Raw genomic sequence first — 20331 nt, 5'->3', positions numbered from 1 at the left:
GTTGGTGGGTTTCCGACGCAAGTTTGCGTATGTGCGGTGAACTCTTGCCGTCTTTCGGCGGGTGTCCGTATGGTCTGGAACATGCGCCGGATTTCGACGTTCTTCGCCGCGCTTCTCTTGCTGGCGGCCACTTTGCCCGGTGTCGCGCACGCGGCGGCGGCACTTTCGGGCCGCACCCATCTGTTCTACTACCCCTGGTACGGCGGCGCTTCCACCGGCTACCGGCACTGGCAGCAGGGCGGCCACACGCCACCGGACGACGTCGGGGCGAACTTCTACCCGGTGCTGGGCCCGTACGACTCCGGCGACTTCGCCGGCGCGGTCGAGCAGCACATGCGGTGGATCGAGCAGTCCGGCGCCGGGGTGATTGTCTACAGCTGGTGGGGTCAGGGGTCCTATGAGGACGGTCTGGCGGCCGGGGTGCTGGAAGCCGCGGCCCGGCACGGGATCCGCGTCGCGTGGCACCTCGAGCCCTACAACGGGCGGACAGCGGCGTCGACCGTGGCGGACATCGGTTACCTCACCGGGCGGTATGGCTCGAGCCCGGCGTTCTACCGGGAGGGCGGGCGCGGCGCGTTCTACGTCTTCGAGAGCCTGCGCATCACGGACTGGACGCCGCTCGACCAAGTGCGGTCGTCGGCGATCGTGCTGGCGCAGACGACCGACACGAGCAAGGTCGCGCACTTCGGCGGGATGTACACCTACGACGCGATCGCCGGGGCCACGGCGCCCGGCTGGGCGGGTGCGAGCGCCTACTGCAAGGCGAACGGCCTGGTGTGGGCACCGTCGGTGGGCCCGGGGTACGTCGACGACCGCGCGGTCCCGGGCAACACGACACCGACGCTGGGCCGCGACAACGGCGCGACCTATGACCGGGAGTGGCAGAACGCGCTGTCCTCGAACGCGGACTGGGTTTCGGTGACGTCGTTCAACGAGTGGCACGAGGGGTCGGTCATCGAGCCGGCCCGATCGTCGCCGCCTTCGGGAGCGTACGAGACTTTCGCTGGCGCCTACGGGACTTCGGGCGCGGCTTCGGAGACCGCTTACCTCGACCGGACGCGGTACTGGGCGGCGCAGCTCGCCACTCCTTCGGGCAACGTCGCACTGGGCAAGGCGGCGTCGGCGACCGGTTCGCAGGGCGGGTTCCCGCCGGGCAACGCGGTCGACGGGAACGCGTCGAGCTACTGGGAAAGCACGAACACCGCGTTCCCGCAGACGTTCACGGTGGACCTCGGCGCCGCGGCGAGCAGGCTGGTGCTGAAGCTGCCGCCGTCGTGGGGCGCCCGGACGCAGACGATCGCGGTGAACGGCGGCAGCCCGGCGGGGTACGTGTTCGACCCCGCGAACGGGAACACCGTGACCATCCCGGTGTCCGGCACCGATCACTCCGTGCGGCTGACCTTCAGCGGCAACACCGGCTGGCCCGCCGGCCAGCTGTCCGAGGTGGAGGCCTACGCCTCCTGAGCCCGGCTCACGAAGGGCGCCGGGTCGGCGAGCACCCGGTGCACGATCCGCCCGGCCGCGCCCAGCGTGGCGGCGTCACCGCCGAGGCGTGACGCCGACAGCACCGGCGGCGAGCCCCGGAGTCCGCCGAGGCGGGCGGACAGCACCCCGGACACCGGTTCGGCGAGCCACGGGTACAGCTGCGTGAACACGCCGCCGAGCACGATGCGGTCGAGGTCGAGGAGGTTCACCGCCGAGGTGAGGGCGACGCCGAGGGCTTCCCCGGCGGCCACGCACGCCGCCCGTGCCGCGGGGTCGCCGGCTTCGAGGGCGGTCAGGAACGCCGGGAGTGTCGGAGCGTTCCCAGCCGCCAGCAACGCTTCCTGGCCCGCGAACATCTCCAGGCACCCGCTGCCGCCGCACCGGCACGGCGGCCCGGCCGGCGCCACGACGACGTGGCCCAGCTCGCCGGCCAGCCCGCGCGCGCCGGAGAACAGCGTGCCGTTCACGACCAGACCCGCGCCGATGCCGACTTCGCCCGACACGTAGAGGAAGTCGCGCTCGCCGTCGCCGAACCAGAGCTCGCCCAGTGCCGCGAGGTTCGCCTCGTTGTCCAGCTCGACCGGGATGGGCAGGCGCAGCAGGTCGGCCGGGCGGACGTCCTGCCAGCCGAGGTTGGGGGCGCTGAACAGCACGCCGTCGCCGACCGGGCCGGACACCGCCAGCACCGCGCCCGCGACCTCCAGCCCGAGCCGGTGGGTCTCGGTCAGCGCCTCCGACGCCAGCGCCTGCAGCTCGGCCAGGACCTTCTTGGGCCGTGACCCGCGGTTGTCCCGTTCACGGCGGGCGGCGAACCGGACGCCGCCGGTGAGGTCGAGCACGCGGACCGCGAGGTAGTCGACGTTGATCTCCAGCCCCAGCGACGCCACCCGCGCGCCGCTGAGCACGACCTCCACGCCCGGCCGGCCGCGTTCGCCCGCCCGCGCGGGCCCGGTCTCGGCCAGCAGCCCCGCGTCCACGAGGTCGCCGACGAGCTTCGAGACCGTGGACTTGGTCAGCCCGGTGAGCTCGGCGAGCGCGGCACGCGTCAGCGGGCCGCCGCGGCTGACCGCGCCCAGCACGACCTCGAGGTTGCGGGCACGCATCTCCTCGTGCCGCACGGCCTGGGTCATCACGTCCCTCCTGAGAAGCACTCTAACCGGCCTCTTGACGCCCGGGACCGCCGCGGCGCATATTTAGTCTACAACGTGAACTAAATGAAGGGACAGTCATGAGCGACTACGCTCCCCAGCCGGCCGACAAGTTCACCTTCGGCCTCTGGACCGTGGGCTGGACCGCGAACGACCCGTTCGGGGTCGGGACTCGGCCGCCGCTGGACCCGGTGGAGAGCGTGCACCGGCTGGCGGAGCTGGGCGCCTACGGCGTGACGTTCCACGACGACGACCTCCTCGCCACCGAGCCCGACCGCGACAAGGCGATCGAGCGATTCCGCAAGGCTCTGGCCGAGACCGGCCTGAAGGTCCCGATGGCGACGACGAACCTGTTCACCCACCCGGTGTTCAAGGACGGCGGCCTGACCAGCAACGACCGCGACGTCCGGCGCTACGCGCTGCGGAAGGTGCGCCGCAACCTCGACCTCGCGGCCGAGCTGGGCGCGGAGACCTACGTCGTCTGGGGTGGGCGCGAAGGCGCCGAGTCCGACGCCGCGAAGGACGTCCGGGCGGCGCTGGACCGCTACAAGGAGGGCCTCGACCTGCTCGCCGACTACGTCGTCGAGAAGGGCTACTCGCTGCGGTTCGCCCTCGAGCCCAAGCCGAACGAGCCGCGCGGCGACATCCTGCTGCCGACGATCGGGCACGCGCTGGGCTTCATCTCGCAGCTTTCGCGCTCCGAGATGTTCGGGCTCAACCCGGAGGTCGGGCACGAGCAGATGGCCGGGCTCAACTTCGTGCACGGCATCTCGCAGGCGCTGTGGCAGGGCAAGCTGTTCCACATCGACCTCAACGGCCAGCACGGCCCGAAGTACGACCAGGACCTGATCTTCGGCCACGGCGACGTCAAGAGCGCGTTCTTCCTGGTCGACCTGCTGGAGAACGGCGGCTACGAGGGTCCGCGGCACTTCGACTACAAGCCGCTGCGCACCGAGGACCCGGCGGACGTGTGGGTGTCCGCCGCGGCGAACATGCGGACCTACCTGATCCTCAAGGAGAAGTCGGCCGCGTTCCGGGCGGACCCGGAGGTCGCCGAGGCGCTGGCGGCATCCCGGGTCCCGGACCTCGCGACGCCGACGCTGGCGCCGGGCGAGTCGTTCGACGACCTGCTGAACGACGACTTCGACCTCGACGCGGCGGCCACGCGCGGCTACCACTTCACGCGCCTGAACCAGCTGGCCCTGGAGCACCTCCTCGGCGTCCGCTGAAAAGCGGTTAGCCTGAGGCGATGCTGAGCGACGCGCGGATCGAAGCCCGCATCCCCACCCAGGACCTGGCCCGAGCCCGCCGGTGGTACTCGGAGAAGCTCGGCCTCGAACCGGCCGAGGAGCGGGAAGGCGGTCTGCGCTACGAAGGTGCGTCGGGCGTGTTCTGCCTGTTCGCCTCGGCGGGCGCGTCCGACGGTTCCTTCACACAAATGGGCTTCTACGTCGACGACGTCGAGGCCGCGGTCGCCGAACTGCGGGCGCGCGGAGTCGTCTTCGAGGAGTACGAAGGCGCGGTGGACGGGATCATGGACATCCGCGGCAACTACCCGAGCAAGGGCCGCGGCGAACGCGCCGCGTGGTTCCGCGACAGCGAGGGCAACATGCTCGGCCTCGCCGAAGTGACCCCGTGACGAAGAAGGGCCGCCGTGCGGACACGGCGGCCCTTCCCCGGTCTTACGACACCGTCAAGGTGTCGATGTCGAACAGGGAACCCGCGCCGCCCCGGAAGACCAGGTGGAGCGGGCCCGAGCCGGGTGACATGGTCGTGGAGACCGTCTGGAACGTCTCCCAGCTGCCCGTGTTCGGCACCGCGACCGTGCCCAGCAGGGCGCCGGTCGCCGAGCCGTCGCGGATCTCGATCGTGCCGCCCGCGCCCGCCGAGGACACGACCGCGCTGAACCGCGTGATACCCGCCGTGCTCACCGACGCGTACCCGGCCCAGTCACCGTTCTCGATGTAGCCCAGGGTGTTGCCGCCGCTCGCCGGGGCGTGCGGGGCGATCTGCACACCAGACCCCGACGTGAACGACTCACCCTCCACTGTGGACGACGAAGCGACCCCGCAGTCCGCCTCGACGACCCCGGCGGCGTACCGGATCCCGCCCAGCAGCTCGGTGCGGAACGCGGTGTCCGAATAGGACTCGATGGTGTGGCCGAGCCCGGTGTAGAACGCGCGGCCGCCGCCCTGCGGGTGGCACCACGTAATCGGGTGGTCGGCACCCATCTCACCGCCGGTGTAGCTGGACTCGTCCAGGGTCTGCAACACGTGCACGCTGCCCCGCGGGTTCGTCCGGTAGTTGTACAGCTCGTCGGTCCGGGTCCAGACGGCCGGCAGGTGCGCCGTCGCCGGGTGGGTGGCGTCTTCGGTCACGAACCGGGCGGATTGGATCGCCGGGTGGCTCTTGAAGTAGGCGCCGACGAGCGTGCCGTACCACGGCCAGTCGTACTCGGTGTCCGCCGCGGCGTGGACGCCGAGGTAGCCGCCGCCACCCTCCACATAGGACTCGAAGGCGGCCTGCTGCGTGGCGTCCAGGACGTCACCGGTGGTCGACAGGAAGACGACCGCCTGGTACTTCGCCAGTTCGGTGGCCGTGAACACCGAAGCGTCCTCGGTCGCCGTGACGCCGAAGCCGTTGGCCGCGCCCAGCTCGCGGATCGCCTGGATCCCCGCCGGGATCGCGTCGTGCCGGAAACCGGCCGTCTTGGAGAACACCAGCACGTCGTACGCGGGATCGACCTGGGTCGGCATACTGCTCAGGCTAATCGTGTCGACGTCGAACAGAGAACCGGAACCGCCGCGGAACACCAGGAACAGCGGCCCGGAGCCGCCCGATACCGACGCCGTCACGGTCTGGAAGTTCTCCCAGCCGCCGGTGTTCGCCACCGCGACCGTGCCCAGCAGCGTGCCGGTGGCCGAGCCCGACCGGATCTCGATCGTGCCGCCCGGACCGTCCGACGACACCCGCGCGGTGAAGGACCGCGCGCCCGAAGTGCTCACCGACGCGTACCCGGCCCAGTCGCCGTCGTCGATGTAGCCCAGCGTGTTCCCGCCGCTCGCCGAGGCGTGCGGCGCGATCTGGACCCCGGAGCCGGACGTGAACGACTCGCCTTCGACCGGGCCCGCCTGGGTGGCGGTGGTGAAGGTGAACGCGTCGAGGTCGAACAGGTTCCCCTGCCCGGTCACGCCCTTGAACACGAGGTAGAGCGTCGTCGTGCCGGCCGGGCGGTTCGCCAGGTTCGCCGTGACGTTCTGGAAGACCTCCCAGTCCCCCGTGTTGGGCGCGGCCACGGACCCGAGCAGGGTGCCGGTCGGCGAGCCCGCCCGGACCTCGAGGGTGCCGCCCGGGCCGGCCGAGGACACCCGCGCGCTGATCGACGTCGCGTTGCCCAGCGCGTACGGCGTGAACGAGATCCAGTCGCCGTCGTCGGTGTACCCGACCGTGCGGCCGCCTTCGGCCGCGCCGTGGTCGGCGAGCTGGATCCCGGACTGGGCCGAGAAGTGCTCACCCTGGCGGTGCCGCGGCTGGAGCTTGCGCACGCTGTGCGACGTCAGCCCGCCGTTGTCGGTGTACTGCGCGTCGAAGACCCCGAAGATGTTCGCCGCGGCATCGTGCTCACCGTCGACCGGGACGGCGATCGAGCCGCTGCACCCGGTCTGCTGCGTGATCTGGTGCTGGTGGCTGTCGTGGCCCAGCAGGTACGTGACCTTGACCTTCGAGCAGTCCAGCGGCCCGTCCTCGGGGTCGCTGCCGGTCACCTGGAACGGCACGGTGTCCCCGAAGGAGAACAGCTGACCGTCCGCCGGCACACCCAGCGAAACCGACGGCGCGGTGTTCCCGACCGTGACGACGAGGCTCGCGGAGCCGGTCAAGCCCTCCGGATCGGACACCGTGAGCGTCGGCGAATAGGTCCCGTTGGTCGTGTAGGTGTGCGCCGGGTTCGCCGCGGTCGACGTGGCGCCGTCACCGAAGTCCCAGCGGTAGCTCAACGCGCCGCCTTCGGGGTCGCTGCTGCCCGCGGAAGAGAAGTTCACGGTCAGCGGGTTCGGGCCGGACGTCTTGTCGGACGCGGCCTTGGCGACCGGGTTGCGGTTGGTGCCCGCCAGGTACTCGATCCGGTAGAGCGCCTGGTTGTCGTCGCCGGTGCCGTAGTCGAGGACGTACAGGGCGCCGTCCGGGCCGAACGCCATGTCCATGACCTGTGTGCCGGTCCACGGGAAGTTCTCGATGCCGCCGCGGGTGCCGTCGGCGTTGACGGTGACCGCCTTGATCCACTTGCGCCCGTACTCCCCCGCGAAGTACTTGCCGTCGAGGGACTGCGGGAACTTCACCGTGGACGTCGAAGCGGCGTCGTAGCGGTAGACCGGCCCGCCCATCGGCGACTCCGAGCCGCTGCCGAACTCCGGCGGCGAGCCTTCGTCACCCGCGTACTTGATCCACGCGGGCTTCGGCACCGGCAGCTGGGCGAGGCCGGTGTTGCGGAACGAGGAGTTCGTCGGCCCGCCCGCGCAGTCGTACTTCGCGCCCGACGGGCCGCTCGGGAACGTGAAGTGGTTGTACGTCTCGGTCGTGGTGTTCGAGCCGGTGCAGTACGGCCAGCCGAAGTTGCCGGCGGAGGTGATCCGGTCGAACTCGACCTGGCCCTGCGGCCCGCGGTTCGGGTCCGTCGTGCCCGCGTCCGGGCCGTAGTCGCCGAGGTAGACGACGCCGGTCGGTTTGTCGACACTCATCCGGAACGGGTTGCGGAAGCCCATCGCGTAGATCTCCGGCCGGGTGCTCGCGGTGCCCGGCGCGAACAGGTTGCCGGACGGCACGGTGTACGTCCCGTCGGCCTGCGGGTGGATCCGCAGCAGCTTGCCGCGCAGGTCGTTCGTGTTGCCGGACGAGCGTTGCGCGTCGAACTGCGGGTTGCGCGTGGTCCGTTCGTCGATCGGCGAGTAGCTGTCGGAGGAGAACGGGTTGGTGTCGTCGCCGGTGGTGAGGTAGAGGTTGCCGGCGGCGTCGAAGTCGATGTCGCCGCCGACGTGGCAGCACTGCCCGCGATCGTTGGCGACCTTCAGGACGACCTTCTCACTGGCCAGGTCGAGCGTGTTGTCGGTCTTGAGGACGAACCGCGACAGGTGCAGCTCGCCCTTGAACGGCGCGAAGTCGGCCTCGGTGCCGTCGGTCGGCGCGTCACCGTCCGGTGTGGACAGACGAGGCGAGAAGTACAGCCAGACGTAGCGGTTGGTGGCGAAGCCGGGGTCGGCGGCGACGCCCTGGAGGCCTTCCTCGTCGTGGGTGTAGACGTTCAGCTTGGCCGCGACGGACGTCGCGCCGGCCGCGGTGGTGACGCGGACGGTGCCGTCACGCGAGGTGTGCACGACCGAGCGGTCGGGCAGCACGGCGAGCGACATCGCCTCGCCGAGCTCGGCCGCGCCGGTGGCGAGCGCGACCTGCTGGTAGTCGGCGGGCGGGATGTCCGCGCGGGCCGGGGTGTCGACGGTGAGCAGGAGGCCGGCGCTCAAGAGTGCGGCGCCGAACAGCCTCGCCCACTTCGGTGGGGACGGAGACATTTCGGGGTCCTTCCTGATTTTGAGCGTGCTTCGCCCCGGAGTGGCGCGAAGCCGGTTTCGATCACCTTCCGACGGGGCTGGCGGTCACCCGTTGACCAGAAGCGCTACTTCGAAGAGAACGCGGCGTCGAAGGCCGCCGTGGGTGGGGTGAAGTTGAGCTTGCGGACGAACTCCAGCGCTTCCGGTGCGCCGATGAGCCGGTCCATGCCCGCGTCCTCCCACTCGATGGAGATGGGGCCGTCGTAGCCGATGGCGTTGAGCATCCGGAAGACGTCCTCCCACGGGACGTCGCCGTGACCGGTGGACACGAAGTCCCAGCCGCGGCGGGGATCCGCCCAGGGCAGGTGGGAGCCGAGCCGGCCGTTGCGGCCGTTGAGCTGCTTGCGGGCCTCCTTGCAGTCGACGTGGTAGATGCGGTCCTTGAAGTCCCACAGGAACCCGACCGGGTCGAGGTCCTGCCAGACGAAGTGCGACGGGTCGAAGTTCAGCCCGAACGCCTCCCGGTGCCCGATCGCCTCCAGCGTCCGGACGGTGCTCCAGTAGTCGTAGGCGATCTCGCTCGGGTGCACCTCGTGGGCGAAGCGCACGCCGACCTCGTCGAAGACGTCCAGGATCGGGTTCCAGCGCGCGGCGAAGTCGGCGTACCCGCGCTCGATCATCGACGGCGGCACCGGCGGGAACATCGCCACCGTGTGCCAGATCGACGAGCCGGTGAAACCGACCACAGTGGACACCCCGAGCTTCGCCGCGGCGCGGGCGGTGGTCTTCATCTCCTCCGCCGCCCGCTGCCGGACGCCCTCGGCTTCGCCGTCACCCCAGATCCGGGCCGGCAGGATGGCTTCGTGCCGCTCGTCGATCGGGTGGTCGCAGACGGCCTGGCCGAGCAGGTGGTTCGAGATCGCCCACACCTTGAGGTCGTACTTGGCCAGCGTCTCCAGCTTCGCCTGGACATAGCCGTCCTCCGCCAGCGCGCGGTCCACCTCGAAGTGGTCGCCCCAGCAGGCGATCTCCAGGCCTCCGTAGCCCCAGCCGCTCGCCAGCTCGCACACCTCCTCGAACGGCAGATCGGCCCACTGCCCGGTGAACAGGGTCAACGGTCGTGCCATGTCCTGACCTCCTACTCGGTTCGGATGGCCGCCAGCAGCAAGTCCTTGACTTCGGTGGCGTGGATCTTTTCGCGCGCGAGCGCCGGGTCCGAGCACAGCAGCACCGGCCCGTCCTCGGGCGAGTCGGGCAGCCGCCCGTGACTCCCGCGAACCGGCGCGGGGTCGAGCGGGACGACCTGCATCGAGTACCGCAGGCCGAGCTTCTTGCGGGCGAGCGCGGACGCGGCCTTGAGCTTCACCCGCGGGTCGTTCGGGTCGAAGAACAGCTCGGCCGGGTCGTAGCCGGGCTTGCGGTGGATCTCGACGGTCTTCGCGAAGTCCGGCGCGCGGTCGTCGCTCAGCCAGTAGTAGTACGTGAACCAGGCGTCCGGCTCGGCGATCGCGACCAGTTCCCCGGCCCGTTCGTGGTTGATCCCGATGCCCGCCTGTGCCTCGCGATCGAGGACGGCGTCCACTCCGGACAGTCCGGCGACGATGTCCCGCACGCGCGGGATGTCGGCCGGGTCGGCGACGTAGACGTGCGCGACCTGGTGGTCGGCGACGGCGAACGCCCGCGACGTCCACGGGTCGAGGTACTCCATGCCGGCCTGGACGTACACGTTGAGCAGGCCTTCACGGCGCAGCGCCCGGTTGATGTCGACCGGCCGGCTCGCGTTGGTGATGCCGTACTCCGACAACGCGACGACGGTGTGCCCACCCGCGGCGGCGAAGTCCAGCAGCGGCTTCAACGCCGTGTCGATCTCGCGCGCGGCGGCCGCGGCCTGGGGCGCGTCCGGCCCGAAGCGCTGCAGGTCGTAGTCGAGGTGCGGGAGGTAGACGAGCGTGGTGTCCGGCTTGTCCTCGGCCATGATCTTCCGCGCCGCCGCGATGATCCACTTCGACGACGTGATCGCGGCCGTCGGGCCCCAGTAGGTGAACAGCGGGAACTCGCCCAGCGCGCCCACCAGGCGGTCGTGCAGCTGCGGCGGGTGGGTGTAGGCGTCCGGCGACTTCTTGCCGTCGGCGTGGTAGATCGGCCGCGGGGTCACCGTCAGGTCGACGTCCATGCCCATCGCGTACCACCAGCAGACGTTCGCCACGCGATGCCCGGCCCGCACGCGACGGGCGGCATCCCAGAACTTGTCGCCCTGGACGAGCTTGTTGTGCTGGCGCCAGAGGAAGATCTCGCCGAGGTCGCGGAAGTACCAACCGTTGCCGACGATCCCGTGTTCGGCCGGTTGCAGGCCGGTGAGGAAGGTCGACTGCACCGAGCACGTCACCGCCGGGAACACGGTGTCGAGCTGGGCGGTGAAGCCGGGTTCGGCCATCCCGCGCAGGTTCGGCATGTGCGGGAGCAGCCGGGGCGTCAGCCCGACGACGTCGAGGACCAGCAGACTCATCAGTGCACCTCTTCCAAGCCCAGTCCGACAAGGGAACGGCGCGTCCAGTCCAGCTCGGCCGCGATGCCCGCGACGAGCCCGGCGTCGTCGGCGGGTGCGTCCGGGAGCACCTGCCAGGTGTAGGTCTCGACCTCGACGTGGTCGGTGCGCGCGCTCGCACCGCCGAACAGCTCGGCCAGCGTCGCGGCCAGCACCGGCCGGGTCGACGTCAGCGGCGGCGCCGGGTCGGCGTGCAACGGCACGTGGAAGTGCACGCGCCACGGCGCCTCCCCCGGAAGCTCACCGGCCAGCGCGAGGTCGAGGTCGTCGGCACCCGGCGGAGCACCTTCGTTGCTCTGGTGCAGGAACCGGGATTCCACAAAGGACTCCAGCGCCTTCCGGGTCGCCGGATCGGCCGGGTTCGCGGCCTCCAGCGCGGCCGACGCCTGGAGCTTGACGACGTCGAGCCCGGCCGCTTCGAGCCGCCCGAGCGCGGCCGCCGGGTCCTCGAACCCGACCGCGAGGTGACACGTGTCGAGGCAGACACCCAGCCAGTCCTTGTCCACTTCGGACAGCAGCGACGCCGCCTGCGCGGTCGTCTCGATGACGCACCCGGGTTCGGGCTCGAACGCCACCCGCACCGGCCGGTCCTGCTTCGCCAGCCCCTTGGCCAGAAGTTCGAGCTGGCCGCCGTCTGCACGCCATTCGGTGCGCCAGCCGAGCGGCAACGTCGAGACGCTGCCGCGCACGGCGTCGTCCGGCATCAGCTCGGCGAGCAGCCGCGCCAGGTCGAGCGTGTACCGCGTCCGCTCGGGTGTCGACCAGTCCGGCCGGTAGACCTTGTGCTTGACGACCGGATCGTGGAAGCCCTGGTACGGGAACCCGTTGAAGGTGACGACCTCCAGGCCGCGCGCGGCCAGCTCGGCTTTCAAGGAGACGACCGCGCTCGGATCGGCGACCAGTTCGGACGCCACCGGCCGGGCCAGCCACAGCCCGAGCCCGAGCCGGTCCACCCCCAGGCGTTCCCGCACCGGCTCGCCGAAGCGCGCCAGCTGGGTGAGCACGCCGTCGAGGTCCTCGGCCTGGTGCACGTTGGTGCAGTAGGCGAGGTGGACGAGTGAGCCGTCGCGATGCCGGAACCTCACTTGCGCGCACCTCGCAGGATCGAGTTGCCCGCGAACTCGGCGTCCACGGTGTCGGACTCCAGCGAGAGGCGCCCGCTCTGGCCGTAGAACTCCACCGGGTTGCGCCAGAGGACGAGGTCGACGTCGTCCTCGGTGAACCCGGCGGCCAGCATCGCGTCACCGGTCTTGCGGGTCTTGAGCGGGTCGCTCTTGCCCCAGTCCGCCGCGGAGTTCACCAGCACCCGCTCGGTGCCGTACTCCTTCAGGATCGCGACCATCCGCTCTTCGTCCATCTTCGTGTCCGGGTAGATCGAGAACCCCATCCAGGAGCCCGACTCCTTGACCATCGCGACGGTCACCTCGTTGAGGTGGTCCAGCAGCACGCGCCCGGGCGCGATCCCCGACTCGCGGACGACGGCGATGCTCCGCTCGGTCCCGGCCGCCTTGTCGCGGTGCGGGGTGTGCACCATCGCCGGCAGGCCGTGGTCGATCGCCAGCGCGAGCTGCGCGGCGAACACCTTGTCCTCCTCGGCGGTCATCGAGTCGTAGCCGATCTCGCCGACCGCGACCACGCCGTCCTTCTCCAGGTACCGCGGCAGCAGGTCCAGCACCGGCGCGCACCGCGGGTCGTTGGCCTCCTTGGGGTTGAGCGCGATCGTGCAGTGGTGGGCGATGCCGAACTGGCTCGCGCGGAACGGTTCCCAGCCGACCAGCGCGTCGAAGTAGTCGGTGAAGCTGCCGACGTTCGTGCGCGGCTGGCCCAGCCAGAACGCCGGCTCGACGAGCGCGCGGACCCCGGCGGCGTGCATGGCCGCGTAGTCGTCGGTGGTGCGGGAGCTCATGTGGATGTGCGGGTCGAAGATGCGCATCAGACGTCCTGTTCGGTCAGCAGCGGACGGAGGTCGGCGGGCACGTCCCGGCCCGCGGCGGTGCGCTCGGCGGCGAACGACCGCATCATGCGCAGGAGCTCCTCATCGGTCCGGCGGTCCAGCCCGGCGATGTCCGCCAGGGGGATGCCCATGAAGACGCACTTGAGGACGCCGTGGCGGTAGGCCGCGTCGTCCAGGTGGGTGGCCGCGTACTCCCCCATCGCCGCCGTGACGAGCCGGGTGTCGTTGGTCCGCAAGGCATCGGCGACGAGGTCGAGGCCGGCCTCACCGATGTCCACTGTGTCTACAATCGACAGTCCACGGAGGACGGCCCGCTTCTCGGCGGCGTCGCCGTAGCGGTAGAGGTCCGGCATCTCCGCCGCGGCCCCGGGAGCCGCCCGAAGCAGCTCGGCACGGGCGACGTCGTCGACCGTCCAGCCCGGGATGTCCGACGGTCCCCGCCCGACCCGGCGGCCGACCCCGGGGAACAGGGTCCGCAACGCCGACGCGTCACCGGCGACCTGGGTCCGGGCTTCGTCCAGCCAGTCGTTCACGCCGCCACCGCCTTCCGCAGGAACTCCAGGGACTCGCGCGCGATCCGCGGTGCGGCGTGGCTGTCGCGAGGCAGTTCCACGGCCACCAGTCCGGCGTACGGCGCCAGCGCGGCCAGCACCGGCGGGAAGTCGATCTCGCCCGTCCCGAACTCCAGGTGCTCGTGGGTGCCCCGGCGCATGTCGTCGATCTGGACGTTCACCAGCCGCGGCAACGCGCGCCGGACGCAGTCGGGCACGGACGCCGTCTCGTTGCACCGGCAGTGCCCGATGTCCAGCGTCAGCCCGAACCGCTCCGGATCACCGAGCCGTCGCGAGAGTTCGAAGTACCCCGTGAGGTCCTCGACGAGCATGCCCGGTTCGGGCTCGAAGCCGAGCTTGACGTCGTGTTCGTCCGCGGCCTTCAGCACGTCCGCGCAGCCGGCGACCAGGAGCTCCCAGGCGTCCGAAGTGGACAGCCCGGCCGGCTTGGTCCCGCTCCAGAACGAGACGGCCTCGGCGCCGAGGTCCGCGGCGATCTCGACGGCCCGGGTCAGGAAGTCGATGCGCAGCGCCCGATCCGGGTCGAGGAACGTCGGCGCGTGCTTGCGCCACGGGTCCAGCAGGAACCGGGCCCCGGTCTCGATCACCACGGCCAGCCCGAGCCGGTCCAGCTCGGCGGCCAGCACGGCGACGCGGCGGGCGAGGTCCGGTCCGAACGGGTCGAGGTGCTGGTGGTCGAGCGTCAGCGCGACGCCGTCGTAGCCCAGGTCCGCCAGGACGCGCAGGGCGTCGCCGAGGCGGTGGTTGGCGAAGCCGTTGGTGCCGTACCCGAACCTCATGTCGGCGACACCTTCCGGCTCAGCGCCCGCGCGATCGGGAACGCGGCGGCGACGGCCAGCGCCGAGCGCCACGCGCCGGTGCGGGCGATCAGCCCGGCCTGCAGCGGGATCATGCCGTGGATGCCGGCGCCGACCGCGCGCCGGATCTTGGGCGCGACCGGGTCGCGGACGGCGTCGTACTGCGCCCGCCCGGTGGTCAGCGCGTACGTCCCGAGCAGCGCCGAGGCCAGTGGCCCGACGCGGCCGGCGGCGACGCGCACCCCGGCCGTGGCGGCGAGGGTCACCGCGGGCAGGGCGGGCTTGGCACCGGTGACCTCCGACCTTGACAACGTCGTCACGGCGTACGTGTGTGCCCCGACCGTCAGCGCGGCCGGTAGGGCCGCTCGGGCACCGCCCCCGCCGAGCAGCACGTCCAGTGCGCGGGCGGCGGCCATCGCGGCCGGCCCGAACACCGTCTCCTTGAGCACGAAGTCGTACGCCCAGACCGTCGCGGCCAGCGGCAGCGCGACGCGCAGCGCCTGCTTCCCGCCGGCGGCCGCGGCGATGCCCAGCCCGCCCGCGGTGAGCCCGGTCGCGACGCCGAGCGCGGTGCCCGGCGTGACCCGGCCGGACGGGATCGGCCGCTCGGGCCGTTCCATCGCGTCGAGGTGGCGGTCGGCGTAGTCGTTGAGCGCCATGCCCGCCCAGTAGATGCAGACGGACGCGCCGGTCAGCGCGAGCGTGCGACGGCCGAAGGGCCAGCCCGCGGCGGCGGCCCCGGCGACGGCGTCCCCGGGCACGGTCAGCGCCGCGGGCGCGCGGAGGAGCTCGACGAGCGCCTTCACCGGTGCGCCCACTCGCGCAGGGCCGCGTACTGCGACGCGAGGTCGTGCGGGCCGTCGCCGACGGGATCCTTGAAGAAGAACCCGAACTCGGGCACCGGCCCGGCGACGCCGTCGCGGCACGCCTTCCCGGTCAGCCGGGCCAGGTCGAGCACCAGCGGCGCGGCGAGCGCGGAGTCGCAGCCCTGCCAGGTGAGCTGCAGCGTCATGCGCGTGCCGAGGAACCCTTCGAACAGCACGTGGTCCCAGGCGGTCTTCCAGTCGCCGAGCGCCGGGACGTAGTCGATGTGCACCTCGCCGTCGACCTCACGCCCGAGGTTCTGCGCGAGCACCTGCTGCTTCGACGCGTTCTTGCTCGACGCCGCCCCGGGGTCGGCGAGCGTGGCGCCGTCCCCGCCGCCGAGCAGGTTCGTCCCCGACCAGGACAGGACGTTCAGCGCGCGCTGGGCGAACATCGGCGCGAGCACCGAGCGCAGCAGCGTCTCGCCGGTCTTGCCGTCGCGGCCCGCGTAGGGCTGTCCGGTCGCGCGGGCGAGCTCGTCGAGCGCGGGCAGCCGCGCGCCGGTGGACGGCGTGAAGTCGACAAAGCCACAGCCCGCGCGGAACGCGGCGTAGGCGTACAGCGAGCTGGGCGGCAGAACGTCCAGCTCGTCTTCCAGCGCGGCCAGCGAAGCGTGTGCCGGGTGCGGCGCACAGGGCGGTTCGGTGGAGGAGACGTTGAGGACGACGGCGTGGTCCAGACCCTCGCGGAACTCGGTCAGGTCGGCGACGGCCTGCTCGACGGCGGCGCGGCCGCTCCCGCCCGGCGCCGGCCGCAGCCGGGACTCCGCGGCTTCCAGCTCGGCCGCGATCGGGCCGGGCAGCGTCGCGGGCAGCACCCCGGCCGCCGCCAGCTGTTCCGCCCGCTTGACCAGCGGGGTGCCGACGACGTCGTGGCCGCCGAAGACCAGGTCTCCCAGGCCGGGCAGGTCCGCGCCGGCGAAGTCCGGCAGCTCGGTCACGCACCCCGTGCGCGCGGTCAGCCTCGCCCGCATCGCGGCGGCCCCGGCGACGGCCGTCGTCGCCACCGAGCCGCGAGCCCCGATCAGCCAGACACCGATCTTCCCCATGGTTTCCTCCCTGTTGGGTGGATCAGCCCGCGCCGGCAACGGGTTTGCCGGACGTGCGGCCTCCCACTCGATCTCCATCGCCGGTCCCGGGCAAGCGTTTCCCGCCGGTCATCCGCTGTCCCTTTCCGGCCGCACCGGCACCAGCGCCGGATCGTCGAACACCGCTTGCAGCGCGACGTGCGCGCCACCGCGCGAAGCCGCGGAAAACCCGAGCCAGGACAGCTCGACGCGACAGCCCCCGATGCCCGGCGCGACCACCCGCGCCTCGAGCTCGGTCAGCATCGGGCCGAGGAGGTACGGGCCCAGCTGGGCGAAGTAGCCGCCGAGCAGCACCACGCGCGGGTTGAAGACGTTGACCAGCACGGCCGCGCCGACCCCGAGGCCGGTGCCGACCTGGGCGAGCGCGTCGAGCGTCCGCTTGTCCTTCAGCTCGGCGCGGCGGCGGATCATGTCGAGCCGCTGTTCGAGGTCGAGCGACGGGTCGTGCACCGGGTCGCTCGGCGACGCGGCGTGCCGCAGCATCCCGGCCAGCCCGACGAGCGTCTCCCAGCAGCCCCGGCGCCCGCACCCGCACACGCGACCCGTCGGGTCGACCTGGATGTGCCCGACCTCGCCGGCGAACCCTTCGGCGCCACCCAGCAACCGGCCGCCGGAGATCACGCCGCCGCCGACGCCGATCTCGCCGGTGAGGTACACGAGGTCGGCGGTCCCGGCGACGCTGCCCATCGCGTACTCGCCGAGCGCGCCGAGGTTCGCGTCGTTGGCCGTGCGGATCGGGAACGACGGCGGGCCGAGCCGCCGGGTCAGCCGGTCGGTGATGCCGCGGACCACCGCCACGTCGGTCCAGTGCAGGTTCGGCGCGAAGGCCACGGTGCCGCTCGTGACGTCGACCAGCGCCGGGATGCCGACGGTCACGCCGGCCGGCACCACCCCGAGCCGGCGGCATTCCCGCAGGGCCCGCGCGGTCAGTTCCGCGCCCGCGTCGAGCACCTTGGCCACCGGCAGGGCCTGCACGTCGAGCGCCACGCGCTGTTCGAAGAGCACGGTGCCGGTGAGGTCGAGGGCGAGCGCGGTCAGGTAGTCGACGTTGATCTCGACGCCGATGCCGCCGACGTCGCGGCCGTCCAGCTCGACGATCGTGCCCGGCCGGCCGACCGCGCCGGCGCGTTCCCGCTCGCCTTCGCGGGCCAGCCCGCGCTCGACGAGCTCGGCGACGAGGCTCGAGACGGTTCCCTTGTTCAGCCCGGTGTCCGCGGCGATCGCCGCGCGCGAGCGGGGTCCCGCGTCGCGCAGGTGCCGCAGCACCAGCGCGAGGTTGCTCCGGCGGACGGCGGCCTGGTCGGCCGGGCGCACCGGCTTGAGCGAAAAGGAGGAGTCCACGCCGACACCACCCCGGTTCGTCTGGTGGTTCAACAAATTAGGTGCGGCGAAACGATCCGGTCAACGCACCCCAGTGCGGACAAAAGCCGGACAAACGGTGCTGACCAGCGAAACTATCGAACAATGCAAGCGAAAGTGTCCCACGGATGGAGCACGGGTTAGGGAGCTCGGACACCTAATCCCCCCACCGAACGGGCCGTACCGCTCAGCGGGAGTGTCGGGCGGGCTTGCGCAAGTTTTCGTCAGGCCGAGGGCACGACCGGGAAGGAAAGCTTGCTCAGGGCGGCAACCAGCGGCGAAAGTTCCGGCAACCCCTCGGCGTCGGCAAGGGCTTCCGCCAACGCCGTGTCGTGGGTCGGACGCGCCGCCGTCAGCAGGGCCTGGCCCGCCGGCGTCACCTCCGTGTAGATGCCGCGGCGGTCGTCCGCGCAGAGGTAGCGGGCCAGCAGCCCCCGCGCCTCCAGCCGCGTCACCAGCCGGGTCGTCGCCGACTGGCTGAGCACCACCGCGTTGGCGAGCTGGTTCATCCGGAGGTGGAAGCCGTCCTGACGGGCGAGCGCGTCGAGCACGCTGTACTCGCTCACCGACAGCTCGTGGTCGCGCTCGAGCGCGCGCTGCAGCCGGTCCTCGATCCGCGCGTGCAGCGCGGCCAGCGTGCGCCAGCCCTGAGCGCGGGCTTCGACGGCGTCGTCGTCCAGTGACACGGTTCACCTCTCCCGGGCTTGCCGCATACGGTTGCGCGCGGCAGTATCAAGCCTGTGCAATATACGGCGTGTGCAACTATCTCGGACGCTCGTAGTTGCTCACGCTCACAGCCTACCCTGGAAGAAGGAAGTCCATGCCCGCCGCTCTGCTCGCCCTCGCGATCAGCGCTTTCGGGATCGGCACCACCGAGTTCGTGATCATGGGCCTGCTGCCCGAGGTCGCGACCGACTTCGGCGTCTCGATCCCGTCCGCAGGCCTGCTCATCTCCGGCTACGCGCTCGGCGTCGTCGTCGGTGCCCCCGTGCTCACCGCGCTCGCCTCGCGAGTGCCGCGCAAGACTGTGCTGGTCGCCCTGATGGGCCTGTTCATCGCGGGCAACGTGCTCTCGGCGCTGGCCCCGAGCTACGGCCTGCTGATGACCGGCCGGGTCGTCGCGGCCCTGTCGCACGGCGCGTTCTTCGGCGTCGGCTCGGTCGTCGCCGCGTCGCTGGTCGCCCCGGCCAAGCAGGCCGGCGCGATCGCGCTGATGTTCACCGGGCTGACCGTGGCCAACGTCCTGGGCGTGCCCGCCGGTACCGCGCTCGGCCAGGCCTTCGGCTGGCGCTCGACGTTCTGGGTGGTCAGCGTCCTCGGCGTCGTCGGCGCACTCGGCGTCCTCGCGCTCGTGCCGCACCAGGCGCCGGACCCGGACGCCGGCCTGCGCCGCGAACTCGCCGTGTTCCGGCGCCCGCAGGTGTGGCTCGCCCTGGCGATGACGGCGCTCGGCTTCGCCGGGGTCTTCGCGTCCTTCACCTACATCGCCCCGATGATGACCGAGGTCGCCGGCTTCTCGAGTGGCGCCGTCACCTGGCTGCTCGTGCTCTTCGGCGCCGGTCTGTTCGCCGGCAACCTGCTCGGCGGCAAGGCCGCGGACCGCAAGCTGATGCCCAGCCTGTACGTCATCCTCGCCGCGCTGGCGCTCGTGCTGGTGGCGTTCGTCTTCACCGCGCACGCCAAGGTGCCCGCGGCGATCACGATCGCGTTGTTCGGCGCGGCCGGTTTCGCGACCGTCCCGCCGCTGCAGGCCCGCGTGATGGCCAAGGCCGAAGGCGCCCCGGCGCTGGCCTCGGCGGCGAACATCGCCGCGTTCAACCTCGGCAACGCGGGCGGCGCGTGGCTCGGCGGCCAGGCCATCGGCGCCGGCCTCGGCTACACCGCCCCCAACTGGATCGGCGCCCTGCTCGCCGCGGCGGGCCTCGCCGTGGCGCTCGTCTCCGGCCTGCTCGACCGCAAGGCCCCGGCTAGTTTCGAAGCCGGGGAACGGGTACCCGCCCGATGAACCACCCACCGAAAGGAACCCTCGTGACCAGCGTGCCCGTGATCGAACTCAACAACGGCGTGCGGATGCCCCAGCTGGGCTACGGCGTGTTCAAGGTCCCGGACGACGAGACCGCCGCCGCCGTGAAGGCCGCCCTCGAAGCGGGCTACCGCAGCATCGACACCGCCACCGTCTACGGCAACGAGAAGGGCGTCGGCCAGGCCATCGCCGAGTCCGGCATCGCCCGCGACGAGCTCTTCATCACCACCAAGCTGTGGAACTCCGCCCAGGGCTACGACTCGACGCTCAAGGCGTTCGACGAGAGCATGGAGAAGCTGGGTCTGGAGCAGCTGGACCTGTACCTGATCCACTGGCCGACACCCGAGCGCGACAAGTACCTGGACACGTGGAAGGCGTTCGAGAAGCTGCACGCCGACGGCCGGGTCCGCGCGATCGGCGTGTCCAACTTCCAGCCCGCGCACCTCACGCGGCTGCTCGACGCGGCCGACGTCGCGCCGGCGGTCAACCAGATCGAACTGCACCCCTACCTGCAGCAGCAGGAGGTCCGCGAGTTCGACGCGAAGCACGGGATCGCGACCGAGGCGTGGAGCCCGCTGGCCAAGGGCGGCTCGCTGCTGGGCGACCCGATCATCGCGGAGCTGGCGGTCAAGCACGGCCGCACGCCCGCGCAGATCGTGCTCCGCTGGCACCTGCAGCTGGGCAACGTGGTGATCCCCAAGTCCGTGACGCCGTCGCGGATCGCGGAGAACTTCGACCTGTTCGGGTTCACCCTCACGGAGGAGGAACTGGAGTCGCTGACGCCGCTGGACCGCGGCGAGCGCACCGGCCCGGACCCGGACACGTTCAACGCCGCCTGACCCCGTCGTGGGGGGGGAAAAAGGGTTTCCCCCCGTTTTCCCCCCCCCCACCCGGGGTGCCTTCTTTTGGGCTCCGCCCACCGCCGTGGGGGAGGTTCGTTTCCTCCCCGGGTGGGTT

At 71.5% G+C, this 20331-nt stretch carries 17 protein-coding genes; 5 read left to right on the top strand and 12 right to left on the bottom strand.

Annotation, left to right across the window (positions count from 1 at the left end):
- Positions 1–81 precede the first annotated feature (81 nt).
- Positions 82–1464 (top strand): galactose-binding domain-containing protein, encoded by a 1383-nt coding sequence (locus tag ACZ7PG_RS47605; RefSeq protein WP_470245849.1) that lies wholly within the window; start codon positions 82–84, stop codon positions 1462–1464.
- On the opposite strand, the gene ACZ7PG_RS47600 is transcribed toward ACZ7PG_RS47605, so the two are convergent.
- On the bottom strand, positions 1452–2615 hold the full coding sequence (locus ACZ7PG_RS47600) for an ROK family protein (RefSeq protein ID WP_470245848.1): 1164 nt from the start codon (positions 2613–2615) through the stop codon (positions 1452–1454). The genes ACZ7PG_RS47605 and ACZ7PG_RS47600 overlap by 13 nt on opposite strands.
- A gap of 98 nt (positions 2616–2713) precedes the next feature.
- Between ACZ7PG_RS47600 and xylA the strand changes: the two genes are divergently transcribed.
- Together xylA and ACZ7PG_RS47590 are read left to right on the top strand one after the other, a co-directional pair.
- Positions 2714–3862: a xylose isomerase gene (gene xylA, locus ACZ7PG_RS47595; RefSeq protein WP_470245847.1), complete on the top strand. Its 1149-nt coding sequence runs from the start codon at positions 2714–2716 to the stop codon at positions 3860–3862.
- Positions 3863–3882: 20 nt separating this feature from the next.
- Complete coding sequence (locus ACZ7PG_RS47590) at positions 3883–4272, top strand: VOC family protein (RefSeq protein ID WP_470245846.1); 390 nt, start codon at positions 3883–3885, stop codon at positions 4270–4272.
- A 43-nt stretch (positions 4273–4315) separates the two neighbouring features.
- On the opposite strand, the gene ACZ7PG_RS47585 is transcribed toward ACZ7PG_RS47590, so the two are convergent.
- From ACZ7PG_RS47585 to ACZ7PG_RS47535, 11 genes are all read right to left on the bottom strand, one after another.
- Positions 4316–8194 (bottom strand): carbohydrate-binding protein, encoded by a 3879-nt coding sequence (locus ACZ7PG_RS47585; protein WP_470245845.1) that lies wholly within the window; start codon positions 8192–8194, stop codon positions 4316–4318.
- A gap of 104 nt (positions 8195–8298) precedes the next feature.
- Positions 8299–9300, bottom strand: coding sequence for a sugar phosphate isomerase/epimerase family protein (locus ACZ7PG_RS47580; protein ID WP_470245844.1), 1002 nt, complete (start codon positions 9298–9300; stop codon positions 8299–8301).
- Between the two features lie 11 nt (positions 9301–9311).
- Entirely contained in the window at positions 9312–10679 is a 1368-nt protein-coding gene (locus ACZ7PG_RS47575; RefSeq protein ID WP_470245843.1) for a nucleotide pyrophosphatase/phosphodiesterase family protein, read from the bottom strand.
- A complete protein-coding gene (gene eboE, locus ACZ7PG_RS47570) occupies positions 10679–11803 on the bottom strand; it encodes a metabolite traffic protein EboE (protein WP_470245842.1) in 1125 nt (374 codons plus the stop codon). The genes ACZ7PG_RS47575 and eboE overlap by 1 nt, the downstream gene beginning before the upstream one ends.
- Positions 11800–12651, bottom strand: a complete 852-nt coding sequence (locus tag ACZ7PG_RS47565) for a TatD family hydrolase (protein WP_470245841.1) — start codon at positions 12649–12651, stop codon at positions 11800–11802. The genes eboE and ACZ7PG_RS47565 overlap by 4 nt, the downstream gene beginning before the upstream one ends.
- Entirely contained in the window at positions 12651–13205 is a 555-nt protein-coding gene (locus ACZ7PG_RS47560; protein ID WP_470245840.1) for an EboA domain-containing protein, read from the bottom strand. The genes ACZ7PG_RS47565 and ACZ7PG_RS47560 overlap by 1 nt, the downstream gene beginning before the upstream one ends.
- Positions 13202–14023, bottom strand: a complete 822-nt coding sequence (locus ACZ7PG_RS47555) for a sugar phosphate isomerase/epimerase family protein (RefSeq protein WP_470245839.1) — start codon at positions 14021–14023, stop codon at positions 13202–13204. Before ACZ7PG_RS47555 ends, ACZ7PG_RS47560 begins: the two co-directional genes overlap by 4 nt.
- The gene (locus ACZ7PG_RS47550) at positions 14020–14859 is read right to left on the bottom strand and encodes an SCO3242 family prenyltransferase (RefSeq protein WP_470245838.1); all 840 of its coding nucleotides are present in this window, start codon (positions 14857–14859) and stop codon (positions 14020–14022) included. Before ACZ7PG_RS47550 ends, ACZ7PG_RS47555 begins: the two co-directional genes overlap by 4 nt.
- Positions 14844–15953 carry an inositol-3-phosphate synthase gene (locus tag ACZ7PG_RS47545; protein WP_470245837.1) on the bottom strand — a complete coding sequence of 370 codons (1110 nt, stop codon included), beginning with the start codon at positions 15951–15953 and terminating at the stop codon, positions 14844–14846. The genes ACZ7PG_RS47550 and ACZ7PG_RS47545 overlap by 16 nt, the downstream gene beginning before the upstream one ends.
- Before the next feature lie 108 nt (positions 15954–16061).
- On the bottom strand, positions 16062–17333 hold the full coding sequence (locus tag ACZ7PG_RS47540; protein WP_470245836.1) for an ROK family protein: 1272 nt from the start codon (positions 17331–17333) through the stop codon (positions 16062–16064).
- 242 nt (positions 17334–17575) lie between these two features.
- Positions 17576–18037 (bottom strand): MarR family winged helix-turn-helix transcriptional regulator, encoded by a 462-nt coding sequence (locus ACZ7PG_RS47535; RefSeq protein WP_470245835.1) that lies wholly within the window; start codon positions 18035–18037, stop codon positions 17576–17578.
- A 134-nt stretch (positions 18038–18171) separates the two neighbouring features.
- Here ACZ7PG_RS47535 and ACZ7PG_RS47530 point away from each other — a divergent pair, with 134 nt between their 5' ends.
- Both ACZ7PG_RS47530 and ACZ7PG_RS47525 read left to right on the top strand, forming a co-directional pair.
- Positions 18172–19356, top strand: coding sequence for an MFS transporter (locus ACZ7PG_RS47530; protein ID WP_470245834.1), 1185 nt, complete (start codon positions 18172–18174; stop codon positions 19354–19356).
- A 23-nt stretch (positions 19357–19379) separates the two neighbouring features.
- On the top strand, positions 19380–20213 hold the full coding sequence (locus ACZ7PG_RS47525; protein WP_470245833.1) for an aldo/keto reductase: 834 nt from the start codon (positions 19380–19382) through the stop codon (positions 20211–20213).
- Positions 20214–20331 lie beyond the last annotated feature (118 nt).

Source organism: Amycolatopsis sp. NPDC114504, from assembly GCF_055633595.1.
The sequence above is the reverse complement of the archived record's forward strand: the minus strand, read 5'-3'. Positions and strand labels throughout refer to the sequence as shown.